The organism is Streptomyces venetus (assembly GCF_039540295.1).
GTDB classification, from domain to species: Bacteria; Actinomycetota; Actinomycetes; order Streptomycetales; family Streptomycetaceae; genus Streptomyces; species Streptomyces venetus.
This window is the reverse complement of the sequence record NZ_BAABET010000015.1, coordinates 52,399-73,374: the sequence shown is the minus strand read 5'-3', so window position 1 is coordinate 73,374 and position 20,976 is coordinate 52,399. Positions and strand designations below refer to the sequence as shown.

The 20,976-nt window shown below is 72.8% G+C and carries 20 protein-coding genes and 1 pseudogene; 15 read left to right on the top strand and 6 right to left on the bottom strand.

Annotated features, from left to right (window positions below; translation table 11 throughout):
• Positions 1–6 precede the first annotated feature (6 nt).
• From cobM to cobC, 4 genes are all read left to right on the top strand, one after another.
• Positions 7–825 carry a precorrin-4 C(11)-methyltransferase gene (cobM, locus tag ABEA82_RS36350; protein ID WP_345666033.1) on the top strand — a complete coding sequence of 273 codons (819 nt, stop codon included), beginning with the start codon at positions 7–9 and terminating at the stop codon, positions 823–825.
• A gap of 52 nt (positions 826–877) precedes the next feature.
• Complete coding sequence (gene cobJ, locus ABEA82_RS36345) at positions 878–2,560, top strand: precorrin-3B C(17)-methyltransferase (protein ID WP_345666032.1); 1,683 nt, start codon at positions 878–880, stop codon at positions 2,558–2,560.
• 115 nt (positions 2,561–2,675) lie between these two features.
• Entirely contained in the window at positions 2,676–3,602 is a 927-nt protein-coding gene (locus ABEA82_RS36340; protein WP_345666031.1) for a sirohydrochlorin chelatase, read from the top strand.
• Positions 3,592–4,665: an Rv2231c family histidinol phosphate aminotransferase CobC gene (cobC, locus tag ABEA82_RS36335; RefSeq protein WP_345666030.1), complete on the top strand. Its 1,074-nt coding sequence runs from the start codon at positions 3,592–3,594 to the stop codon at positions 4,663–4,665. The genes ABEA82_RS36340 and cobC overlap by 11 nt, the downstream gene beginning before the upstream one ends.
• 399 nt (positions 4,666–5,064) lie before the next feature.
• Here cobC and ABEA82_RS36330 read toward each other — a convergent pair whose 3' ends face one another.
• Positions 5,065–6,156, bottom strand: a complete 1,092-nt coding sequence (locus tag ABEA82_RS36330; protein ID WP_345666029.1) for an amidohydrolase family protein — start codon at positions 6,154–6,156, stop codon at positions 5,065–5,067.
• 131 nt (positions 6,157–6,287) lie between these two features.
• On the opposite strand from ABEA82_RS36330, the gene ABEA82_RS36325 reads away from it, so the two are divergent.
• The 6 genes from ABEA82_RS36325 (at position 6,288) to thpD (ending at position 11,519) form a co-directional block, all read left to right on the top strand.
• Positions 6,288–7,391 (top strand): pyridoxal-phosphate-dependent aminotransferase family protein, encoded by a 1,104-nt coding sequence (locus ABEA82_RS36325; protein ID WP_345666028.1) that lies wholly within the window; start codon positions 6,288–6,290, stop codon positions 7,389–7,391.
• 42 nt (positions 7,392–7,433) lie between these two features.
• Complete coding sequence (locus tag ABEA82_RS36320; protein WP_345666027.1) at positions 7,434–7,985, top strand: DinB family protein; 552 nt, start codon at positions 7,434–7,436, stop codon at positions 7,983–7,985.
• 339 nt (positions 7,986–8,324) lie between these two features.
• The gene (gene ectA / locus ABEA82_RS36315) at positions 8,325–8,831 is read left to right on the top strand and encodes a diaminobutyrate acetyltransferase (RefSeq protein WP_345666026.1); all 507 of its coding nucleotides are present in this window, start codon (positions 8,325–8,327) and stop codon (positions 8,829–8,831) included.
• Positions 8,832–8,890: 59 nt separating this feature from the next.
• On the top strand, positions 8,891–10,162 hold the full coding sequence (gene ectB, locus ABEA82_RS36310) for a diaminobutyrate--2-oxoglutarate transaminase (RefSeq protein ID WP_345666025.1): 1,272 nt from the start codon (positions 8,891–8,893) through the stop codon (positions 10,160–10,162).
• A 42-nt stretch (positions 10,163–10,204) separates the two neighbouring features.
• Positions 10,205–10,603, top strand: coding sequence for an ectoine synthase (locus ABEA82_RS36305; RefSeq protein WP_345666024.1), 399 nt, complete (start codon positions 10,205–10,207; stop codon positions 10,601–10,603).
• A 7-nt stretch (positions 10,604–10,610) separates the two neighbouring features.
• Entirely contained in the window at positions 10,611–11,519 is a 909-nt protein-coding gene (gene thpD, locus ABEA82_RS36300) for an ectoine hydroxylase (protein ID WP_345666023.1), read from the top strand.
• A 256-nt stretch (positions 11,520–11,775) separates the two neighbouring features.
• On the opposite strand, the gene ABEA82_RS36295 is transcribed toward thpD, so the two are convergent.
• The 5 genes from ABEA82_RS36295 to ABEA82_RS36275 all read right to left on the bottom strand — a co-directional run bounded on the left by ABEA82_RS36295 (position 11,776) and on the right by ABEA82_RS36275 (position 16,511).
• Complete coding sequence (locus ABEA82_RS36295; RefSeq protein ID WP_345666022.1) at positions 11,776–12,828, bottom strand: aminotransferase class V-fold PLP-dependent enzyme; 1,053 nt, start codon at positions 12,826–12,828, stop codon at positions 11,776–11,778.
• Positions 12,829–12,924: 96 nt separating this feature from the next.
• Complete coding sequence (locus ABEA82_RS36290) at positions 12,925–13,638, bottom strand: DsbA family oxidoreductase (RefSeq protein ID WP_345666096.1); 714 nt, start codon at positions 13,636–13,638, stop codon at positions 12,925–12,927.
• A gap of 79 nt (positions 13,639–13,717) precedes the next feature.
• Entirely contained in the window at positions 13,718–14,221 is a 504-nt protein-coding gene (locus ABEA82_RS36285) for a GNAT family N-acetyltransferase (RefSeq protein ID WP_345666021.1), read from the bottom strand.
• 51 nt (positions 14,222–14,272) lie between these two features.
• A complete protein-coding gene (locus tag ABEA82_RS36280) occupies positions 14,273–14,881 on the bottom strand; it encodes a DUF1349 domain-containing protein (protein WP_345666020.1) in 609 nt (202 codons plus the stop codon).
• A 100-nt stretch (positions 14,882–14,981) separates the two neighbouring features.
• Complete coding sequence (locus ABEA82_RS36275) at positions 14,982–16,511, bottom strand: aldehyde dehydrogenase (NADP(+)) (protein WP_345666019.1); 1,530 nt, start codon at positions 16,509–16,511, stop codon at positions 14,982–14,984.
• Between the two features lie 121 nt (positions 16,512–16,632).
• Here ABEA82_RS36275 and ABEA82_RS36270 point away from each other — a divergent pair, with 121 nt between their 5' ends.
• From ABEA82_RS36270 to ABEA82_RS36250, 5 genes and pseudogenes are all read left to right on the top strand, one after another.
• Positions 16,633–17,406, top strand: a complete 774-nt coding sequence (locus ABEA82_RS36270; protein WP_003989371.1) for an IclR family transcriptional regulator — start codon at positions 16,633–16,635, stop codon at positions 17,404–17,406.
• A 3-nt stretch (positions 17,407–17,409) separates the two neighbouring features.
• Positions 17,410–17,881: pseudogene (locus ABEA82_RS36265) on the top strand (GNAT family N-acetyltransferase).
• Positions 17,882–18,041: 160 nt separating this feature from the next.
• A complete protein-coding gene (locus ABEA82_RS36260; protein ID WP_345666018.1) occupies positions 18,042–19,049 on the top strand; it encodes a hypothetical protein in 1,008 nt (335 codons plus the stop codon).
• The gene (locus tag ABEA82_RS36255; RefSeq protein WP_345666017.1) at positions 19,046–20,299 is read left to right on the top strand and encodes a sensor histidine kinase; all 1,254 of its coding nucleotides are present in this window, start codon (positions 19,046–19,048) and stop codon (positions 20,297–20,299) included. Before ABEA82_RS36260 ends, ABEA82_RS36255 begins: the two co-directional genes overlap by 4 nt.
• Positions 20,296–20,958, top strand: a complete 663-nt coding sequence (locus ABEA82_RS36250) for a response regulator transcription factor (protein ID WP_345666016.1) — start codon at positions 20,296–20,298, stop codon at positions 20,956–20,958. Before ABEA82_RS36255 ends, ABEA82_RS36250 begins: the two co-directional genes overlap by 4 nt.
• Positions 20,959–20,976 lie beyond the last annotated feature (18 nt).

Below are 20,976 nucleotides of genomic sequence, written 5' to 3'. Positions count from 1 at the left end.
GACCCCATGGCCGACGCCCCCGCCGGCAAGGTGACCTTCGTCGGCGCCGGCCCCGGCGCCGCCGACCTGCTGACCTTCCGCGCCGCCCGCGCCATCGCCGAGGCCGACGTCGTGATCTGGGCGGCCAGCCTGGTCCAGGAGGAGGTCCTGCGGCACGCGCGTGAGGACGCGGAGATCCTCGACTCGGCGACGATGTCGCTGGAGGACGTGGTGGCCGTGTACGAGCGGGCCCACACGGAGGGGCTGCGCGTGGCCCGTATCCACTCGGGGGACCCCGCGCTGTGGGGTGGCACGCAGGAGCAGCTCGACCGGTGTCAGGCGATCGGCGTCGAGACGGAGATCGTCCCCGGCGTCTCCTCCTTCTCGGCCGTGGCCGCACTCGCCCAGCGGGAGCTGACGATCCCCGAGATCGCGCAGTCCGTCGTGCTCACCCGGCTGGGCGGCGGCAAGACGCCGATGCCGCCCGGCGAGGAGGTGCGGGAGTTCGCCAAGCACGGCACCACCATGGCGGTCTTCCTGTCCGCCGCCCGCAGCGGGCAGCTGGTGCGGGAGCTGCTGGAGGGCGGTTATCCCACGACCACTCCCGTCGTCGTCGCCTACCAGGCGACCTGGCCGGAGGAGCTGGTCGTGAAGTGCACGATCGGCACGCTGGAGGAGACGGTCAAGGAGCACAAGCTCTGGAAGCACACGCTGTTCCTGGTCGGCCCGGCCCTCGACGCGCACGGCACACGCTCGCACCTGTACCACCCGGGTCATTTCCACGGCTACCGCAAGGCCGATCCCGAGGCCCGCAGGGCCCTGCGCGAACGGGGTGCCAGTACGTGATCACCACAGTCCCGGTACGTGTCGGCGAACGTGTCGAAGAAGGAGTCGCTCAGTGATCGGCCTCATTTCCGCCACCGCGGCGGGAGCGGCTGCGCGCGACCGGCTGGCCGCCGCGTGGCCGGACCGCACGCGGGTCTACGAGGGTCCCGTCGGGGACGCCGTGCGGGCCGCGTTCGCGCAGTGCGAGCAGTTGGTGTGCTTCCTGGCGACGGGCGCGGTGGTGCGCCTGGTGGCTCCGCTGCTGTCCGGCAAGGCGGCCGACCCGGGTGTGGTGTGTGTCGACGAGGGCGGCCGGTTCGCGGTGTCGCTGGTCGGCGGACACGCGGGCGGCGCCAACGAACTCGCCCTCGACGTCGGTGAGCTGCTCGGGGCCGAGCCGGTGGTGACGACGGCGACGGACGCCGTCGGACTGCCCGGTCTGGACACGCTCGGCCTGCCCGTGGAGGGCGATGTCGCCGGGGTGTCGCGGGCGTTGCTGGACGGCGAGGCGGTGGCGCTGCGGGCCGAGGTGCCCTGGCCGCTGCCGCCGCTGCCGGTGGCGGCCGAGGGTGCCCGCACGATCCGGCTCACCGACCGTCTGGTCGAGCCGGCCGAGGGCGAGGCGGTGCTGCGGCCGCCGTCCCTGGTCGTCGGGGTCGGGGCGTCGAAGGGCGCCCCCGCCGAGGAGGTGCTCGCCCTGGTGGGGGGCGCCCTGCGGGAGGCCGGGCTGTCCGCCGCGTCCGTGGCCGAGCTGGCCACCGTCGACGCCAAAGCCGGGGAGCAGGGCCTCGTCGAGGCCGCGCGGCGGCTGGGCGTGCCGCTGGTGACGTACGCCGCCGGGGAACTGGCCGGGGTCGAGGTGCCCAACCCGTCCGACGCGCCGCTGGCCGCCGTCGGCACGCCCTCCGTCGCGGAGGCCGCCGCCCTGGTGCGCGGCGGCGAACTCCTCGTACCCAAGCGGAAGTCCGCCGCGACCCCGGCGATGGCCACCTGTGCCGTGGTACGGCGGCCCGGGCGGGGGCGGCTCGCGGTGGTCGGGCTCGGGCCGGGCGCCCGGGACCTGCTGACGCCGCGAGCGAAGGCCGAACTCCGGCGTGCCTCCGTGCTCGTCGGTCTCGATCAGTACGTCGACCAGATCCGCGATCTGCTGCGGCCCGGCACCCGGATCCTGGAGTCGGGGCTGGGGGCCGAGGAGGAGCGGGCGCGCACGGCCGTCGAGGAGGCCCGCAAGGGGCAGGCCGTGGCACTGATCGGCAGCGGGGACGCGGGGGTGTACGCCATGGCCTCCCCCGCGCTCGCCGAGGCCTCGGACGACATCGACGTGGTCGGCGTGCCCGGCGTGACGGCGGCGCTCGCGGCCGGCGCGATCCTGGGGGCGCCGCTGGGCCACGACCATGTGTCGATCAGCCTGTCCGACCTGCACACGCCGTGGGAGGTCATCGAGCGGCGGGTGCGGGCGGCGGCCGAGGCGGACCTGGTCGTGACGTTCTACAACCCGCGCAGCCGGGGCCGGGACTGGCAGCTCCCCAAGGCGCTGGCGATCCTCGCCGGGCACCGGGACCCGTCGACCCCGGTCGGTGTCGTGCGCAACGCCTCGCGGCCGGACGAGTCCGCCCGGGTCACGACACTGGCCGCGCTCGACCCGGCGACCGTCGACATGATGACGGTCGTGACGGTGGGCAACACGGCGACCCGCGAGGTCGCGGGGCGCATGGTGACGCCGCGTGGCTACCGCTGGCAGGAGGGCGCCGGGTGAACCGGGAGTCCCATCCGGTCCAGCGGGCGCCCGCCCGGCGGCCGCTTCCCCGCCAGGTCCGCTCGCGCACGCTCGACGCCCCGCCGCACCACCCCACTTCCGCCGAGGAGAAACCGTGACCACCCCGCCCGCCCTGCTCATCGCCGGCCACGGCACCCGGGACGACGCCGGAGCCGAGGCGTTCCGCGACTTCGTACGGGAGCTGGGGCGCCGCCACCCCGAACTGCCCGTCGCGGGCGGTTTCATCGAGCTGTCCCCGCCACCGCTGGGCGAGGCCGTCACCGAACTGGTGGAGCAGGGCGTACGGCGGTTCGCCGCCGTGCCGCTGATGCTGGTGTCCGCCGGGCACGCCAAGGGCGACATCCCGGCGGCGCTGGCCCGCGAGAGGGAGCGGCACCCCGGCGTCTCGTACACCTACGGGCGCCCGCTCGGACCGCACCCGGCGCTGCTGAACGTGCTGGAGCGGCGGCTGGACGAGGCGCTGGGCGGCACGGGGCGCAGGCCGGGCGACCGGGCCGACGTGACGGTGCTGCTGGTGGGGCGCGGGTCGACGGACCCGGACGCCAACGCCGAGGTGCACAAGGCGGCACGGCTGCTGTGGGAGGGGCGCGGATACGCCGGTGTCGAGACGGCGTTCGTGTCCCTGGCGGCGCCGGACGTGCCGAGCGGGCTCGACCGGTGCGCGCGGCTCGGCGCCCGCCGGATCGTGGTGCTCCCCTACTTCCTGTTCACCGGCATTCTGCCGGACCGGGTCCGGCTGCAGACGGAGGGCTGGGCGGAGGCTCACCCGGAGGTCGAGGTGCGCTCGGCCGATGTCATCGGGCCGGAGCCGGAGCTGCTGGACCTGGTGTGGGAGCGGTACGAGGAGGCCGTCCAGGGCGATCTGCGGATGAACTGCGACTCGTGCGTCTACCGCGTCGCCCTGCCGGGCTTCGAGGACAAGGTGGGGCTGCCGCAGCAGCCGCACTTCCACCCGGACGACGGGGGCCACCACCACGGGCACGGTCACCCTCACCACGACGCGCACTCGCATGCGCACTGAGGGCCCCATGCACCCGGAGAGCGGGCATGATCTGCGGCACCACGGGGACGCTGAGGTCCGGGACGACGGCGGCTCACTGGTCGACCTCGCCGTGAACGTCCGCGCGGACACACCCCCGATGTGGCTGCGGGAGCACATCGCCGCGTCCCTGTCCGGGCTCGCGGCCTATCCCGACGGGCGGGCCGCGCGGGCGGCCGTGGCGGCGCGGCACGGGCTGCCGGAGGAGCGGGTGCTGCTGACGGCGGGAGCGGCGGAGGCGTTCGTGCTGCTGGCGCGGGCGCTGAAGGTGCGACGGCCGGTCGTCGTCCACCCGCAGTTCACCGAGCCGGAGGCGGCGCTCCGGGACGCCGGGCACACGGTCGACCGGGTGCTGCTGCGGGAGGAGGACGGCTTCCGGCTCGACCCGGCGGCCGTCCCGGAGGACGCGGACCTGGTGGTGATCGGCAACCCGACGAACCCGACGTCGGTGCTGCACCCGGCGGACACGATCGCCTCCCTCGCCCGTCCCGGGCGGGTGCTGGTGGTCGACGAGGCCTTCATGGACGCGGTGCCGGGCGAGCGGGAGGCCCTGGCGGACCGTGTGGACGTGCCCGGCCTCGTGGTGCTGCGCAGCCTCACCAAGACGTGGGGCCTGGCCGGGCTGCGGATCGGGTACGTGCTGGCGGCGCCGGAGACCGTCGAGGCCCTGGAGCACGCGCAGCCCCTGTGGCCGGTGTCCACTCCGGCGCTGGCGGCGGCCCAGGCGTGTGTGGGACCGCGGGCGGTGGCGGAGGCGGCCCACGCGGCCCACCGGATCGCAGCGGACCGGGCCCACCTCCTGGCGGGTCTCGCCGGGTTCGCCCCGGCGGGGCTGCGGGTGGCGGAGCCCGCGGAAGGCCCCTTCGTCCTCGTCCGTCTGCCGCACGCGGCCGCCGTACGCCGTCGCCTGCGCGACCTCGGCTACGCGGTGCGGCGCGGGGACACGTTCCCCGGCCTGGACGAGCAGTGGCTGCGGCTGGCGGTGCGGGACCGCAGGACGACGGACGGGTTCCTGCGGGCGCTGGAGCGAGCGGTGGCCCCGTAACAGCCGCACGCCGGGCGCGGCGTGCGGCGCCCGGCGTGCGGCTCCGACGAGGCACCGGGCCACGGCCGGCCGCCCTCCGGCGCGACCCGGCGGGCTCACCGCACGCCGTGGTGCGGCTGGTGGTCGTACCTGGGGGCTGAGCGCGCTGAGCCCCCAGCCGCGGCGACGTACGACCCACCGCTCCCTCGTCCACGGCAGTGCCGCCCAGGTACGGCGTCGTCGAGCCGCCGCCCGTCGCGGCGAGCTCCTCCTCGGCGGGCGCGGCGGACAGCTCGGCCGGTGGCTCGGCGGCCGACACGCCCCAGGGTCTCGCAGAACGCCTCGGCCGACGTGAGCATGGCCGGGGTGCCGTCCACCCCGGCCACGCTCAACATCGGCGGGCACGGGCGTTCCCCGCCGCTAGCCCACCACGCGGCCGTTCAGCACCACCCGGCGCGGCGCGCCCAGCACGCGGACGTCCGCCCTCGGGTCCTCGTCGTAGACGACGAGGTCGGCCGGGGCGCCCTCCTCCAGGCCGGGGCGGCCGAGCCAGGAGCGGGCCGTCCAGGTGCCCGCCGCCAGTGCCCGCAGGGGCGGGATGCCCGCGGTGACCAGTTCGGCGACCTCCGCCGCCGCGAGGCCGTGGGCGAGGCCGCCGCCCGCGTCGGTGCCGACGAAGACCGGGATTCCGGCGTCGTAGGCGTTCCGGACGGTGTCGTAGCGGCGCTCGTGGAGCCGGCGCATATGGGCCGACCAGCGCGGGAACCGGGACTCGCCCCCGTCGGCGAGCTGCGGGAAGGTCGCGATGTTGACCAGGGTCGGCACGATGGCGACGCCCTGCTCGGCGAACAGCGGGATCAGGTCCTCGGTCAGGCCCGTCGCGTGTTCGACGCAGTCGATGCCCGCCTCGACGAGGTCCTGGAGGGAGTCCTCGGAGAAGCAGTGCGCGGTGACCCGGGCGCCCAGGCGGTGCGCCTCGGCGATCGCCGCCTCCACCGCCCCGCGGGGCCAGCAGGCCGACAGGTCGCCGAGGTCGCGGTCGATCCAGTCGCCGACCAGCTTCACCCAGCCGTCGCCGCGCCGGGCTTCCTGGGCGACGTAGGCGACCAGGTCCTCCGGCTCGATCTCCCAGGCGTAGTTGCGGATGTAGCGGCGGGTGCGGGCGATGTGCCGCCCGGCTCGGATGATCTTCGGCAGGTCCTCGCGGTCGTCGACCCACCGGGTGTCGGAGGGCGAGCCCGCGTCGCGGATCAGCAGCGTGCCCGCGTCCCGGTCGGTCAGCGCCTGCTTCTCGGCGACGTCCTGCGGGACCGCGCCGTGCCGGTCGAGCCCCACGTGGCAGTGCGCGTCGACGAGGCCGGGCAGGGTCCAGCCCGTCACGGTGCGGATGTCGCGGGCGCCGGGGGGACGGTCGTAGGAGACACGGCCGTCGACCACCCACAGCTCGTCCCGGACGTCCTCGGGCCCGACGAGCACCCGACCCTTCACGTGCAGCACCGCGCGATCGCTCATGCACCGCACCTTAGTGAGACGCCGGGTGTGGTCCGAAGGGGGCTGGTTGTCGCGGGCCTCGACTCACAAGGGGGTGGTACCCGGCGGTTACCCTCGTTGCCGTCGAACCCGTGAGTGAAGAGAGCATTGCCGTGACGCATCCGTTTCTGGACCTGGCCCCGCTCGGCGCGGACCGCTTCGCCGCGATCGAGGACCGTGTGGCGCGGCTGCTGAGCACCGAGCAGGACGTCGTGATCATGCAGGGCGAGGCGCTGCTGCCGCTGGAGGGCGCGATCCGTGCGGCGGCCGGTCCGGGGACGACGGCCCTGAACGTGATCACGGGCCCGTACGGGCAGACCTTCGGCGACTGGCTGCGCGACTGCGGGGCCACGGTGATCGACCTGGCGGTGCCCTTCCACACGGCGGTCACGGCCGAGCAGATCCGGCAGGCCTTCGCCGAGCACCCGGAGATCGACTTCGTGTCGCTGGTGCACGCGGAGGCGGCGACCGGCAACACCAACCCGGTCGCGGCGATCGGCGAGGTGGTGCGGGCGCACGGGGCCCTGTTCTACCTGGACGCGGTGGCGTCGATCGGTGCCGAGCCGGTGCTTCCGGACGCGTGGGGCGTGGACCTGTGCGTGATCGGGGCGCAGAAGGCGATGGGCGGACCGGCCGGGGTGTCGGCGGTGTCGGTGAGCGAGCGGGCCTGGGCCCGGATGGCGGCGAACCCGCGGGCACCGCGCCGCTCGTACCTGTCGCTCCTCGACTGGAAGGAGCGGTGGATCGACGGCGGCCGCAAGGCGCTGCTGCACGCTCCGGCGCAGCTGGAGATGCTCGCGCTGGAGGCGTGCGTGGAGCGGATCGAGGCGACCGGGCTGAACGCCGTGATGGCCCGGCACGCCGCAGCGGCGGCTGCCACGCGGGCCGGGGCGGTCGCGCTCGGTGGCGGTCTGGAGCCGTACGTGTACGAGGCGGGGGACGCGGCGCCGGTCGCCACGACGCTGCGGACGCCGTCCGGGGTGGTGGCGGCGGAGCTGGTGGCCCGGGCGCTGGAGGCGGACCCGGCGGTGCCGCTCGCCGCCGGCGGGGGTGCGCTGGCCAAGGAGATGATCCGGGTCAACCACTACGGGGCCGACGCGACGCCGGGGGCGGTCCGGGCGAGTCTGGCGGCGCTGGGCGTGGCGCTCTCCGAGCAGGGACTGACGGTGGACGTGGAGGGCGCGCTGCGGGCCGTCGAGCGTGCGTGGCGGCACTGAGCGGCCCACGCCGCTGTCAGTGGCCCGTGCCATGCTCCCCGTATGACCACCGACACACCTGCCGGCATCCCCGCCGATGCCCCCCAGGCCCTCCCCGACGGGCGCCCGATCCCCCACCTCACCGGTGACGAGCGGGCCATGCTCGAGAGCTGGCTGGACTTCCACCGGGCCACGCTGGAGCTGAAGTGCGCGGGCCTGGACGACACGCAGGCGCGGACCGCGTCGGCCGAGCCGTCCACGCTGACGCTGCTCGGGCTGGTGCAGCATCTGGCCGAGGTCGAGCGGAACTGGTTCCAGCGCGTGGCCGCCGGGCTCGACGTGCCGCCGGTGTTCGAGGACGGGACGGGCTACGCGCTGGATCCCGGGCGGGGGCTCGACGAGGCGCTCGCGATCTGGCGGCGGGAGATCGCCCGGGGGCGGGAGCTGTGCGCGGGGCTGCCGCTGGACCACGTCGGGCGGGTCGCCGAGGGCCCGGTCCCGGGGATGGAGGTCAGCATGCGCTGGGTGCTCATCCACATGATCGAGGAGTACGCGCGGCACAACGGTCATGCCGATCTCCTGCGGGAACGCATCGACGGAGTGACCGGGGCTTGAATTGCACGTGCTTTCCGCAACATCTCACATGTAAGCTGGCACACAATTAAGAATACTTTCAAGAACAGCTTCCCGTATTCTTCTGCCCGCTTTCCCCGGTCCTAAACACAGAGATTTTGAGGACATTCAGCGAGGTAATTCGGTTGGATCTCGTGGGGCCTACACGGCTGTGACGCGTTACACACTGTGACTGCTTTGCCCGGTATTATCCGTGCAATAGCGGGCATTTTGCCGCCTCTACGGGCGAACCCTCGCGCTCGCGCGATAACACAGACCTGGCTCATACGTAACCCTGATCGACGATGCAATTTTGAATTTCCCTGGGTAAGTTCAATTCGCATGACTGCCGTACAAGCAGATCCGCAAATCGATCGCCCCACAACGGCCGACGGAGCCGCGCTGTGGCGGATGGCGAAGGACTCGAAGGTTCTCGACCTGAACTCGTCCTACAGCTATCTGCTGTGGTGCCGCGACTTCGCGGCCACGTCGGCCGTCGCTCGTGACGAGCACGGCGAGCCGATGGGTTTCATCACCGGGTACGTGCGGCCGGACAGCCCGCACACCCTGCTGGTGTGGCAGGTGGCGGTGGACGAGGCGCACCGCGGGCGCGGCCTGGCCGCCACGCTGCTCGACGGTCTGGTCGCGCGCACGGTCGCCGAGCGCGGAGTGACGACGGTGGAGACCACCATCACCCCGGGCAACACCGCCTCGGAGCGCCTGTTCACGTCGTTCGCCGAGCGTCACGGCGCCCGGCTGGAGCGCGAGGTGCTGTTCGACACGGGCCTGTTCCCCGACGGGCCGCACGACGCAGAGGTGCTGTACCGCATCGGCCCGCTGCCCCACTGAGACTTCCCGCCCCACCCCACACCCGCAGACTTCCCCCACGCACCGAGGAGCGATTCGTCGTGACCATCACCCAGCCCGACCTGAGTGTCTTCGAGACCGTGGAGTCCGAGGTACGCAGCTACTGCCGCGGCTGGCCCACCGTCTTCGACCGTGCGGTGGGCAGCCGCATGTACGACGAGGACGGCCACGAGTACCTCGACTTCTTCGCCGGCGCCGGTTCACTGAACTACGGGCACAACAACCCGGTCCTGAAACGCGCGCTGATCGACTACCTGGAGCGGGACGGCGTCGCGCACGGGCTCGACATGTCGACCACCGCCAAGCGCACGTTCCTGGAGGCCTTCCAGAACCTGCTGCTGCGCCCGCGTGACCTGCCGTACAAGGTCATGTTCCCCGGCCCCACCGGCACCAACGCCGTGGAGGCCGCGCTGAAGCTGGCGCGGAAGGTGAAGGGGCGCGAGTCGATCGTGTCGTTCACCAACGCCTTCCACGGCATGTCGCTCGGCTCGCTGGCCGTGACCGGCAACGCCTTCAAGCGGGCCGGCGCCGGCATCCCGCTGGTGCACGGCACGCCGATGCCGTTCGACAACTACTTCGACGGCACCGTCGAGGACTTCCTGTGGTTCGAGCGGCTCCTGGAGGACCAGGGCTCCGGCCTCAACAAGCCCGCCGCCGTGATCGTCGAGACGGTCCAGGGCGAGGGCGGCATCAACGTGGCGCGTCCCGAGTGGCTGCGCGCGCTGTCCGAGCTGTGCGAGCGGCAGGACATGCTGCTGATCGTCGACGACATCCAGATGGGCTGCGGCCGTACCGGCGCCTTCTTCTCCTTCGAGGAGGCGGGCATCACGCCGGACATCGTCACCGTGTCCAAGTCGATCAGCGGCTACGGCCTGCCCATGTCGCTGTGCCTGTTCAAGCCCGAGCTCGACATCTGGGAGCCCGGCGAGCACAACGGCACCTTCCGCGGCAACAACCCGGCCTTCGTCACGGCCACCGCGGCCCTGGAGACGTACTGGGCCGACGGCTCCGCGATGGAGAAGCAGACCCGCAAGCGCGGCGAGCAGGTCGAACAGGCCATGATCTCCATCACCGAGGAGAACCTGGCCGACGTGAAGGAGTACCGGGGCCGCGGCCTGGTGTGGGGCCTGGAGTTCCACGACAAGGCCCGCGCCGGCAAGGTCGCCAAGCGCGCCTTCGAGCTCGGACTGCTGATCGAGACGTCCGGTCCCGAGAGCGAGGTCGTGAAGCTGCTCCCCGCGCTCACGATCACCCCCGAAGAACTGGACGAGGGCCTGACGACGCTGGCCCGCGCCGTCCGCGAGACCGCCTGACCAACCAACCTGCACCACTCAGCTAGGAGGCATCGCAGCACCGTGATTGTCCGTTCGTTCAAGGAGATCGAAGGTACCGACCGGCACGTGAAGGCAGCGTCCGGTACGTGGGAGAGCAAACGCATCGTCCTCGCCAAGGAGAAGGTCGGCTTCTCCCTGCACGAGACGGTCCTCTACGCGGGTACGGAGACGTCGATGTGGTACGCGAACCACATCGAGGCCGTTGTCTGTGTGGAGGGTGAGGCCGAGCTTACCGACCACGAGACCGGGCAGAAGCACACCATCACGCCCGGCACCATGTACCTCCTGGACGGGCACGAGAGGCACACGCTCAAGGTGAAGCAGGACTTCCGCTGCCTCTGCGTGTTCAACCCGCCTGTGACCGGACGGGAGGACCACGACGAGAACGGCGTCTACCCGCTGCTCACCGAGGAGGTGTGACGTTTCCATGACCGCCACCACCGACACCACCACCGGTATTCCGGACCTCTATCCCAGCCGCGGTGCCGCCGAGGCACTGACCCCGCGCCAGGACCCGGTGGTCTGGGGCGCCCCCGACGCCCCGGGCCCGGTCGCCCCGGCCGACCTGCTGTCCTTCGAGCGTGACGGCTTCCTGGCCATCGACGAGCTCATCACCGAGGACGAGGTCGCCGTCTACCGGAACGAGCTGAACCGGCTGGTGAACGACCCGGACATGCGCGCCGACGAGCGGTCGATCGTCGAGCCGAAGTCCAAGGAGATCCGCACGGTCTTCGAAGTGCACAAGATCAGCGAGGTCTTCGCCCGGCTGGTGCGCGACGAGCGGGTCGTCGGCAGGGCGCGGCAGATCCTCGGCTCGGACGTGTACGTCCACCAGTCGCGGATCAACGTCAAGCCGGGGTTCGGGGCCAGTGGTTTCTACTGGCACTCGGACTTCGAGACGTGGCACGCCGAGGACGGTCTGCCGCGGATGCGCACGGTGTCGGTCTCGATCGCGCTGACCGAGAACTACGACACCAACGGCGGGCTCATGATCATGCCGGGGTCGCACAAGACGTTCCTCGGGTGTGCGGGAGAAACGCCGAAGGACAACTACAAGAAGTCGCTGCAGATGCAGGACGCGGGCACGCCGTCCGACGAGGCGCTGAGCCAGCTGGCCGCGCAGCACGGCATCAAGCTGTTCACGGGCAAGGCCGGTTCGGCGACCTGGTTCGACTGCAACGCCATGCACGGTTCCGGCGACAACATCACGCCGTTCCCGCGCAGCAACGTGTTCATCGTGTTCAACAGCGTCGAGAACACGGCGGTCGAACCGTTCGCCGCGCCGGTCCGGCGCCCCGAGTTCATCGGAGCGCGGGACTTCACGCCGGTGCGGTGACCAACCCCCGGCCGGGGGTCCGGGGGTTGCCCCCGGAGGACACAGCATCGGAGCGCGGGACTTCACGCCGGTGCGGTGACCAACCCCCGGCCGGGGGTCCGGGAGTTGCCCCCGGAGGACACAGCATTGGGGCGCGGGACTTCACGCCCGTGCGGTGACCGCCGCTCGCGGTGACGTGACCGTGTGACAGAGCTGCCGGGTGGGGCCTCCTCGTGTGGGACGGGAGGCCCCACCCGGTTTTGTATTGTCCGGGTCGTCAGGCGGACAGGACGTCCAGCAGCCGGTCGACGTCCGCCGGGGTGTTGTAGAGGTGGAAGGCGGCCCGCAGATTCCCCGCCCGGTCGGACACCTCGATGCCCGCCCGGCTCAGTTCGCCCTGGCGGTGGCCGAGCCCCGGCACGGACACGATCGCGGAGCCGGGCGCGGCCACCGGCTCGTGGCCCAGCTTCGCGAGCCCGACGCGGAAGCGGTCCGCGAGAGCGAGATCGTGGGCGTGCACGACGTCCACGCCGATCTCCTCCAGCAGCTCCAGGGACGCCCGCAGCCCGGCGTAGGTGAAGAGGGAGGGGCTGATGTCGAAGCGCCGTGCGGAGTGGGCGAGTTCCTCGACCGGCCCGTAGCAGCTGTCCCAGGGAACCTCACCGGCGGCCCAGCCGGAGAGCAGCGGCGAGAGGCCGCCGAAGTCCTGCGGGGCGATGAAGAACGCGGCTCCGTGCGGTCCCAGGAGCCACTTGAATCCGACGGCGGCGAGGAAGTCGTCGGCGTCGCCGTCCATCGGCAGCCAGCCGGCCGACTGGGAGGCGTCCACGTAGGTGCGCGCCCCGTGCGCCCGGGCCGCCTCACGCACGGCAGGCAGGTCGGCGAGCCGACCGTCGGCCGACTGGACGGTGCTGACCGCGACGAGCGCCGTGCCGGGGCGGACGGACTCGGCGAGCCGCTCCAGGGGCACGGCGCGCACCTTGAGGTCGCCGCGCACGTGGAACGGGTTCACCAGGGACGCGAAGTCGCCCTCCACCGTGAGGACTTCGGCCCCGGCGGGCAGCGAGGCGGCGATCAGCCCCCCGTACTCGGCGACCGACGCTCCGGTGGCGACCCGCTCGGCCGGCACCCCGGCCAGCCGGGCGAAGGACGCGCGGGCGGCCTCCACCTCCTCGTACAGGGGACCCAGCGGCGTGCCCTCGGCACGCATCCGCACCGCCTGCTGCACGGCGGTGACGGTACGGGCGGGCAGCAGCCCGTTGCTCGCGGTGTTGAGGTAGGTGTGCTTCGGGGCGAACTCGGCACGGACGAGGTTCTCGAAGGTCTCCATGGAACCACTCTGCGTCCCACGGATCTCCCCGTCCATTGCCGTCTTCTGCGTGATACGGCCAAGCAGCGCTTATGTATGGGCCCTGGCCTGCGCGTTTCAGTGCTGGGGCACCGCACAGCCGTCCGGGCCGCACGCGTCCGCGTCACCGCTGTCCACGATCGTCAGCGGGGCACGGTCACCGTACGCCTGGCTCAGGGCCTGGGCGAAGACCTCGGCGGGCTGGGCGCCGGAGACGCCGTACTTGCGGTCGAGTACGAAGAACGGCACACCGCTCGCGCCGAGCTGCGCGGCCTCCCGCTCGTCGGCCCGGACCTCGGCGGCGTAGGCGTCCGGATCGGCGAGCACGGCGCGGGCGGCCTCCCCGTCGAGACCGGCCGCCACGGCGAGCTCCACCAGCCGTTCGTCGTCGCCGAAGACCGAGCGCTCCTCGGCGAAGTTGGCCCGGTACAGCTGGTCGAGGAGCTGCTCCTGGCGGCCCTGCTCCTTGGCGAGGTGGAGCAGCCGGTGCATGTCGAAGGTGCTGCCGTGGTCACGGCCGCGCGTACGGTAGTCCAGCCCCTCCGCGGCGGCCTGTGCGCCCAGGTTGTCCTCACCGGCCTCGGCCTGCGCCTCGCTCATCCCGTACTTCCTGGTGAGCATGGTGATCACGGGCTGGATGTCGTCCTTGGCGCGACCCGGGTCCAGCTCGAAGGAGCGGTGCACCACCTCGATGTCGTCGCGGTGCGGGAAGTCCCGCAGCGCCTTCTCGAAGCGGGCCTTGCCCACGTAGCACCACGGGCAGGCGATGTCGCTCCAGATCTCGACGCGCATGTCTTCGGCTCTCTCCAGCTCGTACGGGGACACGGAGGTGCTCCCTCCGCCGAGTGCATGAACGTTCAAGCAGCGGCGTTCATTCCCCGGGCACCGTCAGGCGCAGACACCGGTGGTGATCACCCTCGGCGGGCGGGTTCGCCGGATCCTGGACCCAGCCCTGACGGGCGTAGAAGGCCTGCGCGCGCAGATTGTCGACGTGCACCTCGAGGACGGCCGTCCGCCTTCCGTCGGCCTGCCACTCCTCGACGCAGGCGGTGTGCAGCGCGGTGCCGGCGCCGCGGCGCCAGTGGCCGGGGTCGACGTGGAACTGGAACAGCTTCACCGTGTCCGCGGGTGCGCCGTCGGGGGTGCGGAACGAGGCCAGGCCGATCATGCGGCCCGCCTCGACGAGGCACAGCACCCGGCCGTCGGGCCGCGTGAGGGCGCTCTGCCAGGCGGCGAGCCAGTCGGTGCCGTCCTGCGGCAGCCCGTCGGGGTAGTACGTCGCCCGGGCCCGGGCGTGCAGCGCGACGACGTCCGCCACCTCGGCGGGCAGGACGGTACGGATCACACGCCCCGGGAACACTCGTTCTTCGATCATGGAACGGATGACGTGCCGGGCCGGGGTGCGGTTCCCGGGCCTGGCACGTCCTCAACTGCCGTCGCGCAGATCGTCCGGCCAGTGGGGACGGAACTCGATGTGGTCGTACGTCACCACGCAGCCCTCCCCCATCGGGGACTGGGTCATGAAGCCGACCAGGGCGGCCCCGGTCTCCTTCTCGTCGCCCAGGGTGAACAGGCGGACGAAGGTCCAGCGCTCGCCGTCGCGGGAGGCGTGGAAGGCGAAGGCCCGGCCCGTGCGGCTGACCCGCAACCAGACGGAACTGCCGTCCACGGTGAAGGAGTTGGCGTCGTCCGAGTGACCCCGGGTGACGACCGTGCAGACCGTGGGGACGTCCGGGGAGTACTCCAGGCAGAGCTTGGCCCAGGCCCGCTCCCCGACGTGGACGTAGAGCACCCCGGCGTCGAAGGCCGCGCCGAACCCGACCGTGACCCGGGCGATCAGCTGGAAGTCCCCCTCGGGCGCCCCGAGCAGCCGCGGCGCGTCGGAGGCGGGGTCCAGCGCTTCCCCGGTGGGCGGCACGAACCGATCCTGCCGCCCTTCGGCCCACCCGGTGAGCACACCGTCCTCATGGGACCAATGGCCGTCGGGCCCATAGGTACGCAGGGCGAAAGGAAGTTCGGGAAGTTCGAGATCCATTCGACCAAGTGTTTCAGGTCCGCCCCTCAGGGGCGCGGGGAACTGCGCGATCAACCACAACGAACCCGCAGCCCGCAATCCACCCGCGCCCCTCCGGCGCTCACCGCTCCAGAACCCCGTTGAACCTACGCGGCAGCCCCAGCGGGTTCTCGTCCCGCAGCTCCACCGGCAGCAACGCCTCCGGTGCGTTCTGGTACACCACCGGCCGCAGCCACCGCTCGATCGCCGTCCCGCCCACCGACGTGGACGTCGACGTCGTCGCCGGGTACGGCCCCCCGTGGTGCTGGGCAGGCGCCACCGCGACACCGGTCGGCCAGCCGTTGACCAGCACACGCCCGGCCAGCGGCGTCAGCTCCTGCAACAGCTCCGCGCCACGGCCCTGGCCGGCGGCCTCCTCCTCGGACAGCTGCACCGTCGCCGTGAGGTTGCCCGGCAGGCGCGAGAGCACCGCCTTCACCTCGGCCTCGTCCTCGTAGCGGGCCACCACGGTGACCGGGCCGAAGCACTCCTCCAGCAGCAGGTCGTGCTCGCCCTCCGTCGCCAGCCTGCTCGCCGGCACCGTGAGGAAGCCCGCGCTGACGGTGTGGTCGCCGCCCGCGCCGGGCGTGACGGGCGAGTCGACGTCGGGCAGTTCGGCCCGCTCGGCGACGCCCGCGACGAAGTTGTCGCGCATGCGGTGGTCGAGCAGGACACCGGCGTCGGTGTCGCTGACGGCGTCGGTCAGCGACTTCAGCAGGGCGTCACCGGCGGCGCCGGCCGGGGCGAGGACGAGGCCCGGCTTCACGCAGAACTGCCCGACGCCCAGCGTCATCGAACCGGCGAGACCGGAGCCGATCGCCTCGGCCCGCTCGGCGGCGGCGGCCTCGGTGACGACGACCGGGTTCAGGGAGCCCAGCTCGCCGTGGAAGGGGATCGGCACGGGACGGGCCGCTGCCGCGTCGAACAGCGCGCGCCCGCCGCGCACGGACCCGGTGAAGCCGGCCGCCGCGACCAGCGGGTGCTTGATCAGCTCGACGCCCGCCTCGAAGCCGTGGACCAGGCCCACGACACCCTCGGGGATGTCGTGCCGGGCTGCGGCCCGGCGCAGCACCTTCGCGACGTACTCGGACAGGGCCGGGTGGTCGGGGTGGGCCTTGACGACGACCGGGCAGCCGGCCCCCAGCGCGCTCGCGGTGTCGCCGCCGGCGACCGAGAAGGCGAAGGGGAAGTTCGACGCCGAGTAGACGGCGACGACGCCCAGGGGGACCTTGTAGCGGCGCAGGTCGGGGATCGGCGGGGTCGCGGTGTCGTCGGGGTGGTTGATGACGACGTCGAGGAAGGCGCCCTCGTCGACGATGTCCGCGAAGGCCCGCAGCTGGTAGCAGGTGCGGGCGAGCTCGCCGGTCAGCCGGACCGGGCCGAGCGCGGTCTCGGCGTCGGCGGTCTCGACGAGACCGTCCTTGGCCGCCTCCAGCTCGTCGGCCGCGGTGCGCAGGAAGGCGGCGCGGACGGCGCGGTCGGCGAGCGCGCCGCGCGCTTCCTCGGCGGCACGGACGGCGGCGTCCACCTCCTGGGCTGTGGCCTCCACCGCAACCTGTTCACGCTGCTTCCCGGTTCGGGGGTCGACACTCCAGACTGGTGCTGCTGCCACCGCGGGTCCCTCCACGTGTATCTGGGTCATTCACCAGGGATGTTCGATATACTGAACGCTGTCTCTGATGATGAATATGCTGTCGGAGACTATTTCCCGTCGAACGAAGGGGTCAAGGGCGATGTCGGTAGCCGAGACAGGCGGCGGGGCACAGGTCAAGTCCGCGGTACGGACCGTTGAACTGCTGGAATACTTCGCCGGGCGGCCCGGTATGCACTCCCTCGCGGCGGTCCAGGAGGCCGTCGGTTACCCCAAGTCCAGCCTCTACATGCTGCTGCGCACGCTCGTCGAGCTGGGCTGGGTCGAGACGGACGCGACCGGCACGCGGTACGGCATCGGAGTGCGGGCGCTGCTGGTCGGCACGTCGTACATCGACGGCGACGAGGTGGTCGCGGCGGCCCGGCCGACCCTGGACCGGCTCTCCGACGACACGACGGAGACGATCCACCTGGCCCGTCTGGACGGCACGAACGTCGTCTATCTCGCCACCCGCCAGTCACAGCACTACCTGCGCCCCTTCACCCGGGTCGGCCGCCGGCTGCCCGCGCACTCCACGTCCCTCGGCAAGGCGCTGCTGAGCACGTACTCGGACGAGCAGGTCCGCAAGATGCTCCCCGAGACGCTGCCGGCGCTGACCGAGCACACGATCACCGACCGGGAGAAGCTCATCGAGGAGCTGCACCAGGTGCGGGAGCAGGGCTTCTCGGTGGACCGCGAGGAGAACACGCTGGGGCTGCGCTGCTTCGGGGTGGCGATTCCGTACCGCACCCCGGCGCGGGACGCGATCAGCTGCTCGGTGCCGGTGGCCCGGCTGACGCCGGCGCACGAACAGCTGGTGAAGGACGCCCTGTTCGACGCACGGGACCGGCTGACACTGGCGACCCGTAGGCTCTGAGCCATGAATGTCGAGCTGCGCGAGGTCCACGACAGCGATCTGCCGGGTCTTCTACCGGCAGATGAACGACCCCGAGGCGCTCCATATGGCGGCCTTCACCCCCAAGGACCCCTCCGACCGGGACACCTTCGACGCTCACTGGGCCCGGATCCGCTCCTCGGCCGACGTGGTCCGCACGGTGCTGGCCGACGGTGACGTGGTCGGCAGCGCGGCGGTGTACGGGGTGGCCGGCGAACGCGAGGTGACGTACTGGGTCGACCGCGCGTACTGGGGGAAGGGCATCGCCACGGCGGCCCTCCGGGCGCTCCTGACGGAGGTACCCGAGCGCCCCTTGTACGCCCGGGCGGCGACGGACAACGCGGGGTCCCTGCGCGTCCTGGAGAAGTGCGGGTTCCGTGCCGTCGCGTCGGCCCGAGGGTATGCCAACGCCCGGGGCGCGGAGATCGACGAGACGGTGCTGATCCTGGAGGGCTAGGGACACTCCCTGGGGGTGTCCTTCTTCCCCCGGTGCGTCCTTCTCCCCTCCCGGTGCGTCCTTCTCTCTCCAGACGGCGCGTCCTTCTCCCCCGTCCGGCGGAGGCGGATCGTCGCCGTGCAGGACGTGCCGTCGGCCTGCCGCGCGGGAGGGTGCTCGCATGACGCAGTCCCTGGCACCCACGGCCGTTCCCCGCCCCGCCGTTCGTCCCAGCCGCTCCCGGCGGGTCCTCCGCGGCGTCGCCGTCCTCTCCTGTGCGCCCTACCTCGGGCTCAAGACCGCCTGGGTCGCCGGGAGCCATGTGGGGATCCCCGACGGGAGCGGGCTGCTCGACGACCGGGTGGGCATGGCCGTCATCAACGGTCTCTCCGTGCTGCTGGACAGCGCGGTGATCGTGCTGGCGCTGGCGCTGACCCGGCCGTGGGGGCTGCGGGTGCCGGCCTGGCTGCTCGCGTTCCCCGTGTGGGTCGCCACCGGGCTGCTCGCGCCGATCATCGCCGGGTTCCCGGCACAGCTGGCCGTGAGGGCGTTCGCAGGCGGCAGCGCGGCGGGCACGGAACACGAGCCGTTCCTCCACGCGTGGGTGTTCACCGTCGTGTACACGGGGTTCATCCTCCAAGGGCTCGCCCTCGGCGCCCTGTTCGTGCTGTACGCGCGTGACCGCTGGGGCCACCTGTGGCGCGGCCGGGTGTGGGAGCTGCCCGTCGGCGCCCTCGGTCCGGCCCACCGGGCGCTGGCCGTCGCCGCGGCCGTGCTCGCCCTGCCGCCCCTCACCCTCCACGTCCTCTGGGCCTGTGGGGCCGGTGCCGGGCTCGGCGAGGGCCGGGCGGCGGACCGGGGCGGTGACTTCTACGTCCTGGAGGCCGTGTTCGTGGTGTTCCTCGTCGCGGCCGTCGCGGGCGGCGTCCTGCTGGCCTTCCGGCGCGGCCGGGTCCTGCCCGTGTCGGTGCCGCTCGGGCTGGCCTGGGTCGGTTCCGGTGCCGCCGCCTGCTGGGGCGGCTGGCTGTCGCTCGCGCCCCTAGGCGGTGCGGAGGACCTCGCGGATCGTGCGACACCGCTGATGAACCTCGCCTACGCTGGGCAGATGCTCGTCGGCCTGCTCGTCGCCGCCATCGGCGCCTACTACTTCGCGGAGCGCTCGGCCAGGGCCGTACGGCGGGCGGTGTGAGAGACGCCGTCCGGCTCCTGATCGGCCGGCGGGCACGGCTGCGCTGGGTCCATCTGATCCTCGGCGGCGCGCTCGCCATGCCGTACGTCCTCGTCGGCTCGGTGATCATCGGCCCGGCCACCGGCAGCACGGACGTCTTCGGGTCCTTTCCCCTCCAACTCGCCTCGTTCGGTGTGGGGTTGCCGATCGCCGCCGCCTCGTCCCTGTTCCCGATGGCCCGCCCTCTGGAGGCCGCCAACGCGCGCTGGCTGTGCGGTGTCGACGCGGACCGGATCGCCTCGGGACCGGCCCGGACCTGGGGCGAGAGGGGCCGTACGGCGGCCTGGTTCACACTGCACCTCGGAATCGGCGGGATCATCGCCGGGATGTCGCTGGCGCTGCCGCCGTTCGCCGCCGTGCTGATCGTCCTGCCGGCCTTCGTGTGGCTGGGCGACACCCGGCTCGGGTTTCCCGAAGTGTTCGACCACGTCTGGGCGCTGGCGCTCGCCCCGGTCGCGGGTGTCGCCTCGCTCGTCGCCCTGGCCGGCTGCGCGGCGGGGTGCGGCGCGCTGCTGGCCCGCTGGGCGCCGGTGCTGCTCGGCCCGACGCCCGAGGACCGGCTCGCCGCCGCCGAGGCACGCGCCGCGGACCTGGCCGTACGCAACCGGCTGGCGCGGGAGCTGCACGACTCCGTCGGCCACGCGCTGAGCGCGGTCGGTCTCCAGGCGAGCGCCGCGCGCCGGGTCCTCGACGCCGACCCGGAGTTCGTCCGCGAGGCCCTCGCGGCGATCGAGGAGACGACCCGGCGCACCGTCGGCGAACTCGACGCCGTCCTGGGCGTGCTGCGCGAGGGCGACGCCCCCGGCACCGCCCCGGCGCCCACCCTCGCCGGCGACCTCGACGCTCTGCTGCGCCGCACCCGGGCGGGCGGGCAGCGGGTGACGGCCAGGGTCGAGGCCGACCCGGAGGCGCTGCCCCCGCTGCTGTCCCGCGAGGCCTACCGGATCGTGCAGGAGGGACTCAGCAACGCCCTGAAGCATGCCGGGGGCCGGGTCACCGTGGACGTACGCATCGCGGTGGTGGACGGGCTGCTGGAGATCACCGTGGTGAATCCGCTGAGCGGTGCCGCCTCCTCCCGGCCCGGCGGCGGCCACGGACTGCGCGGCGTCGCGGACCGGGTCAGGCTGCTGGGCGGTACGGCGGCGGCCGGTCCGACGGCCGACCGGACCTGGCGGCTGCACGTCAACCTGCCGATGAAAGGACCCGCATGACCCGACCCGCCCCGATCCGTGTCGTCCTCGCCGACGACGAGCGCATGGTCCGCACCGCGCTGCGCGCCATCCTCTCCGCCGAGCCGGACCTGGAGGTGGTGGGCGAGGCGGCCACCGGTGCCGAGGCCGTGTCGGTGGTCCGGGAGCTGCGGCCGGACGTCGTCCTCATGGACGTCCGGATGCCCGAGACCGACGGCATCCGCGCCACCGAGCAGATCCTCGGCACACTGGACGAACCGCCCCGGATCGTCGTCGTGACCACGTTCGAGAACGACTCCTACGTCTACGACGCGCTGCGCGTCGGCGCCGCCGGGTTCCTGCTGAAGCGGTCGGACGCGGACGCGCTGGTGCAGGCGGTCCGGCTGGTGGCGCGCAGCGACAGCCTGCTGTTCCCGGCGGCCGTACGCACGCTCGCGACCGCGCACGCGCGAGCGCGCCCGGCGCCGCCCGCGTGGGTGGCGAAGCTCACGGGCCGGGAGCGGGAGGTGCTGCGGCACATGGCGGACGGGCTGACCAACGCGGAGATCGCCCGCCGGATGGAGGTCGGCCCCGCCACGGTGAAGTCGCACGTCGCGGCGGTCCTGGCCAAGACGGGCGCCCGGGACCGTACGCAGGCGGTCATCGCGGCGTACGAGGCGGGCTTTCTTAACGCCGGGTGAGAAGAATGGGCCGCCGGA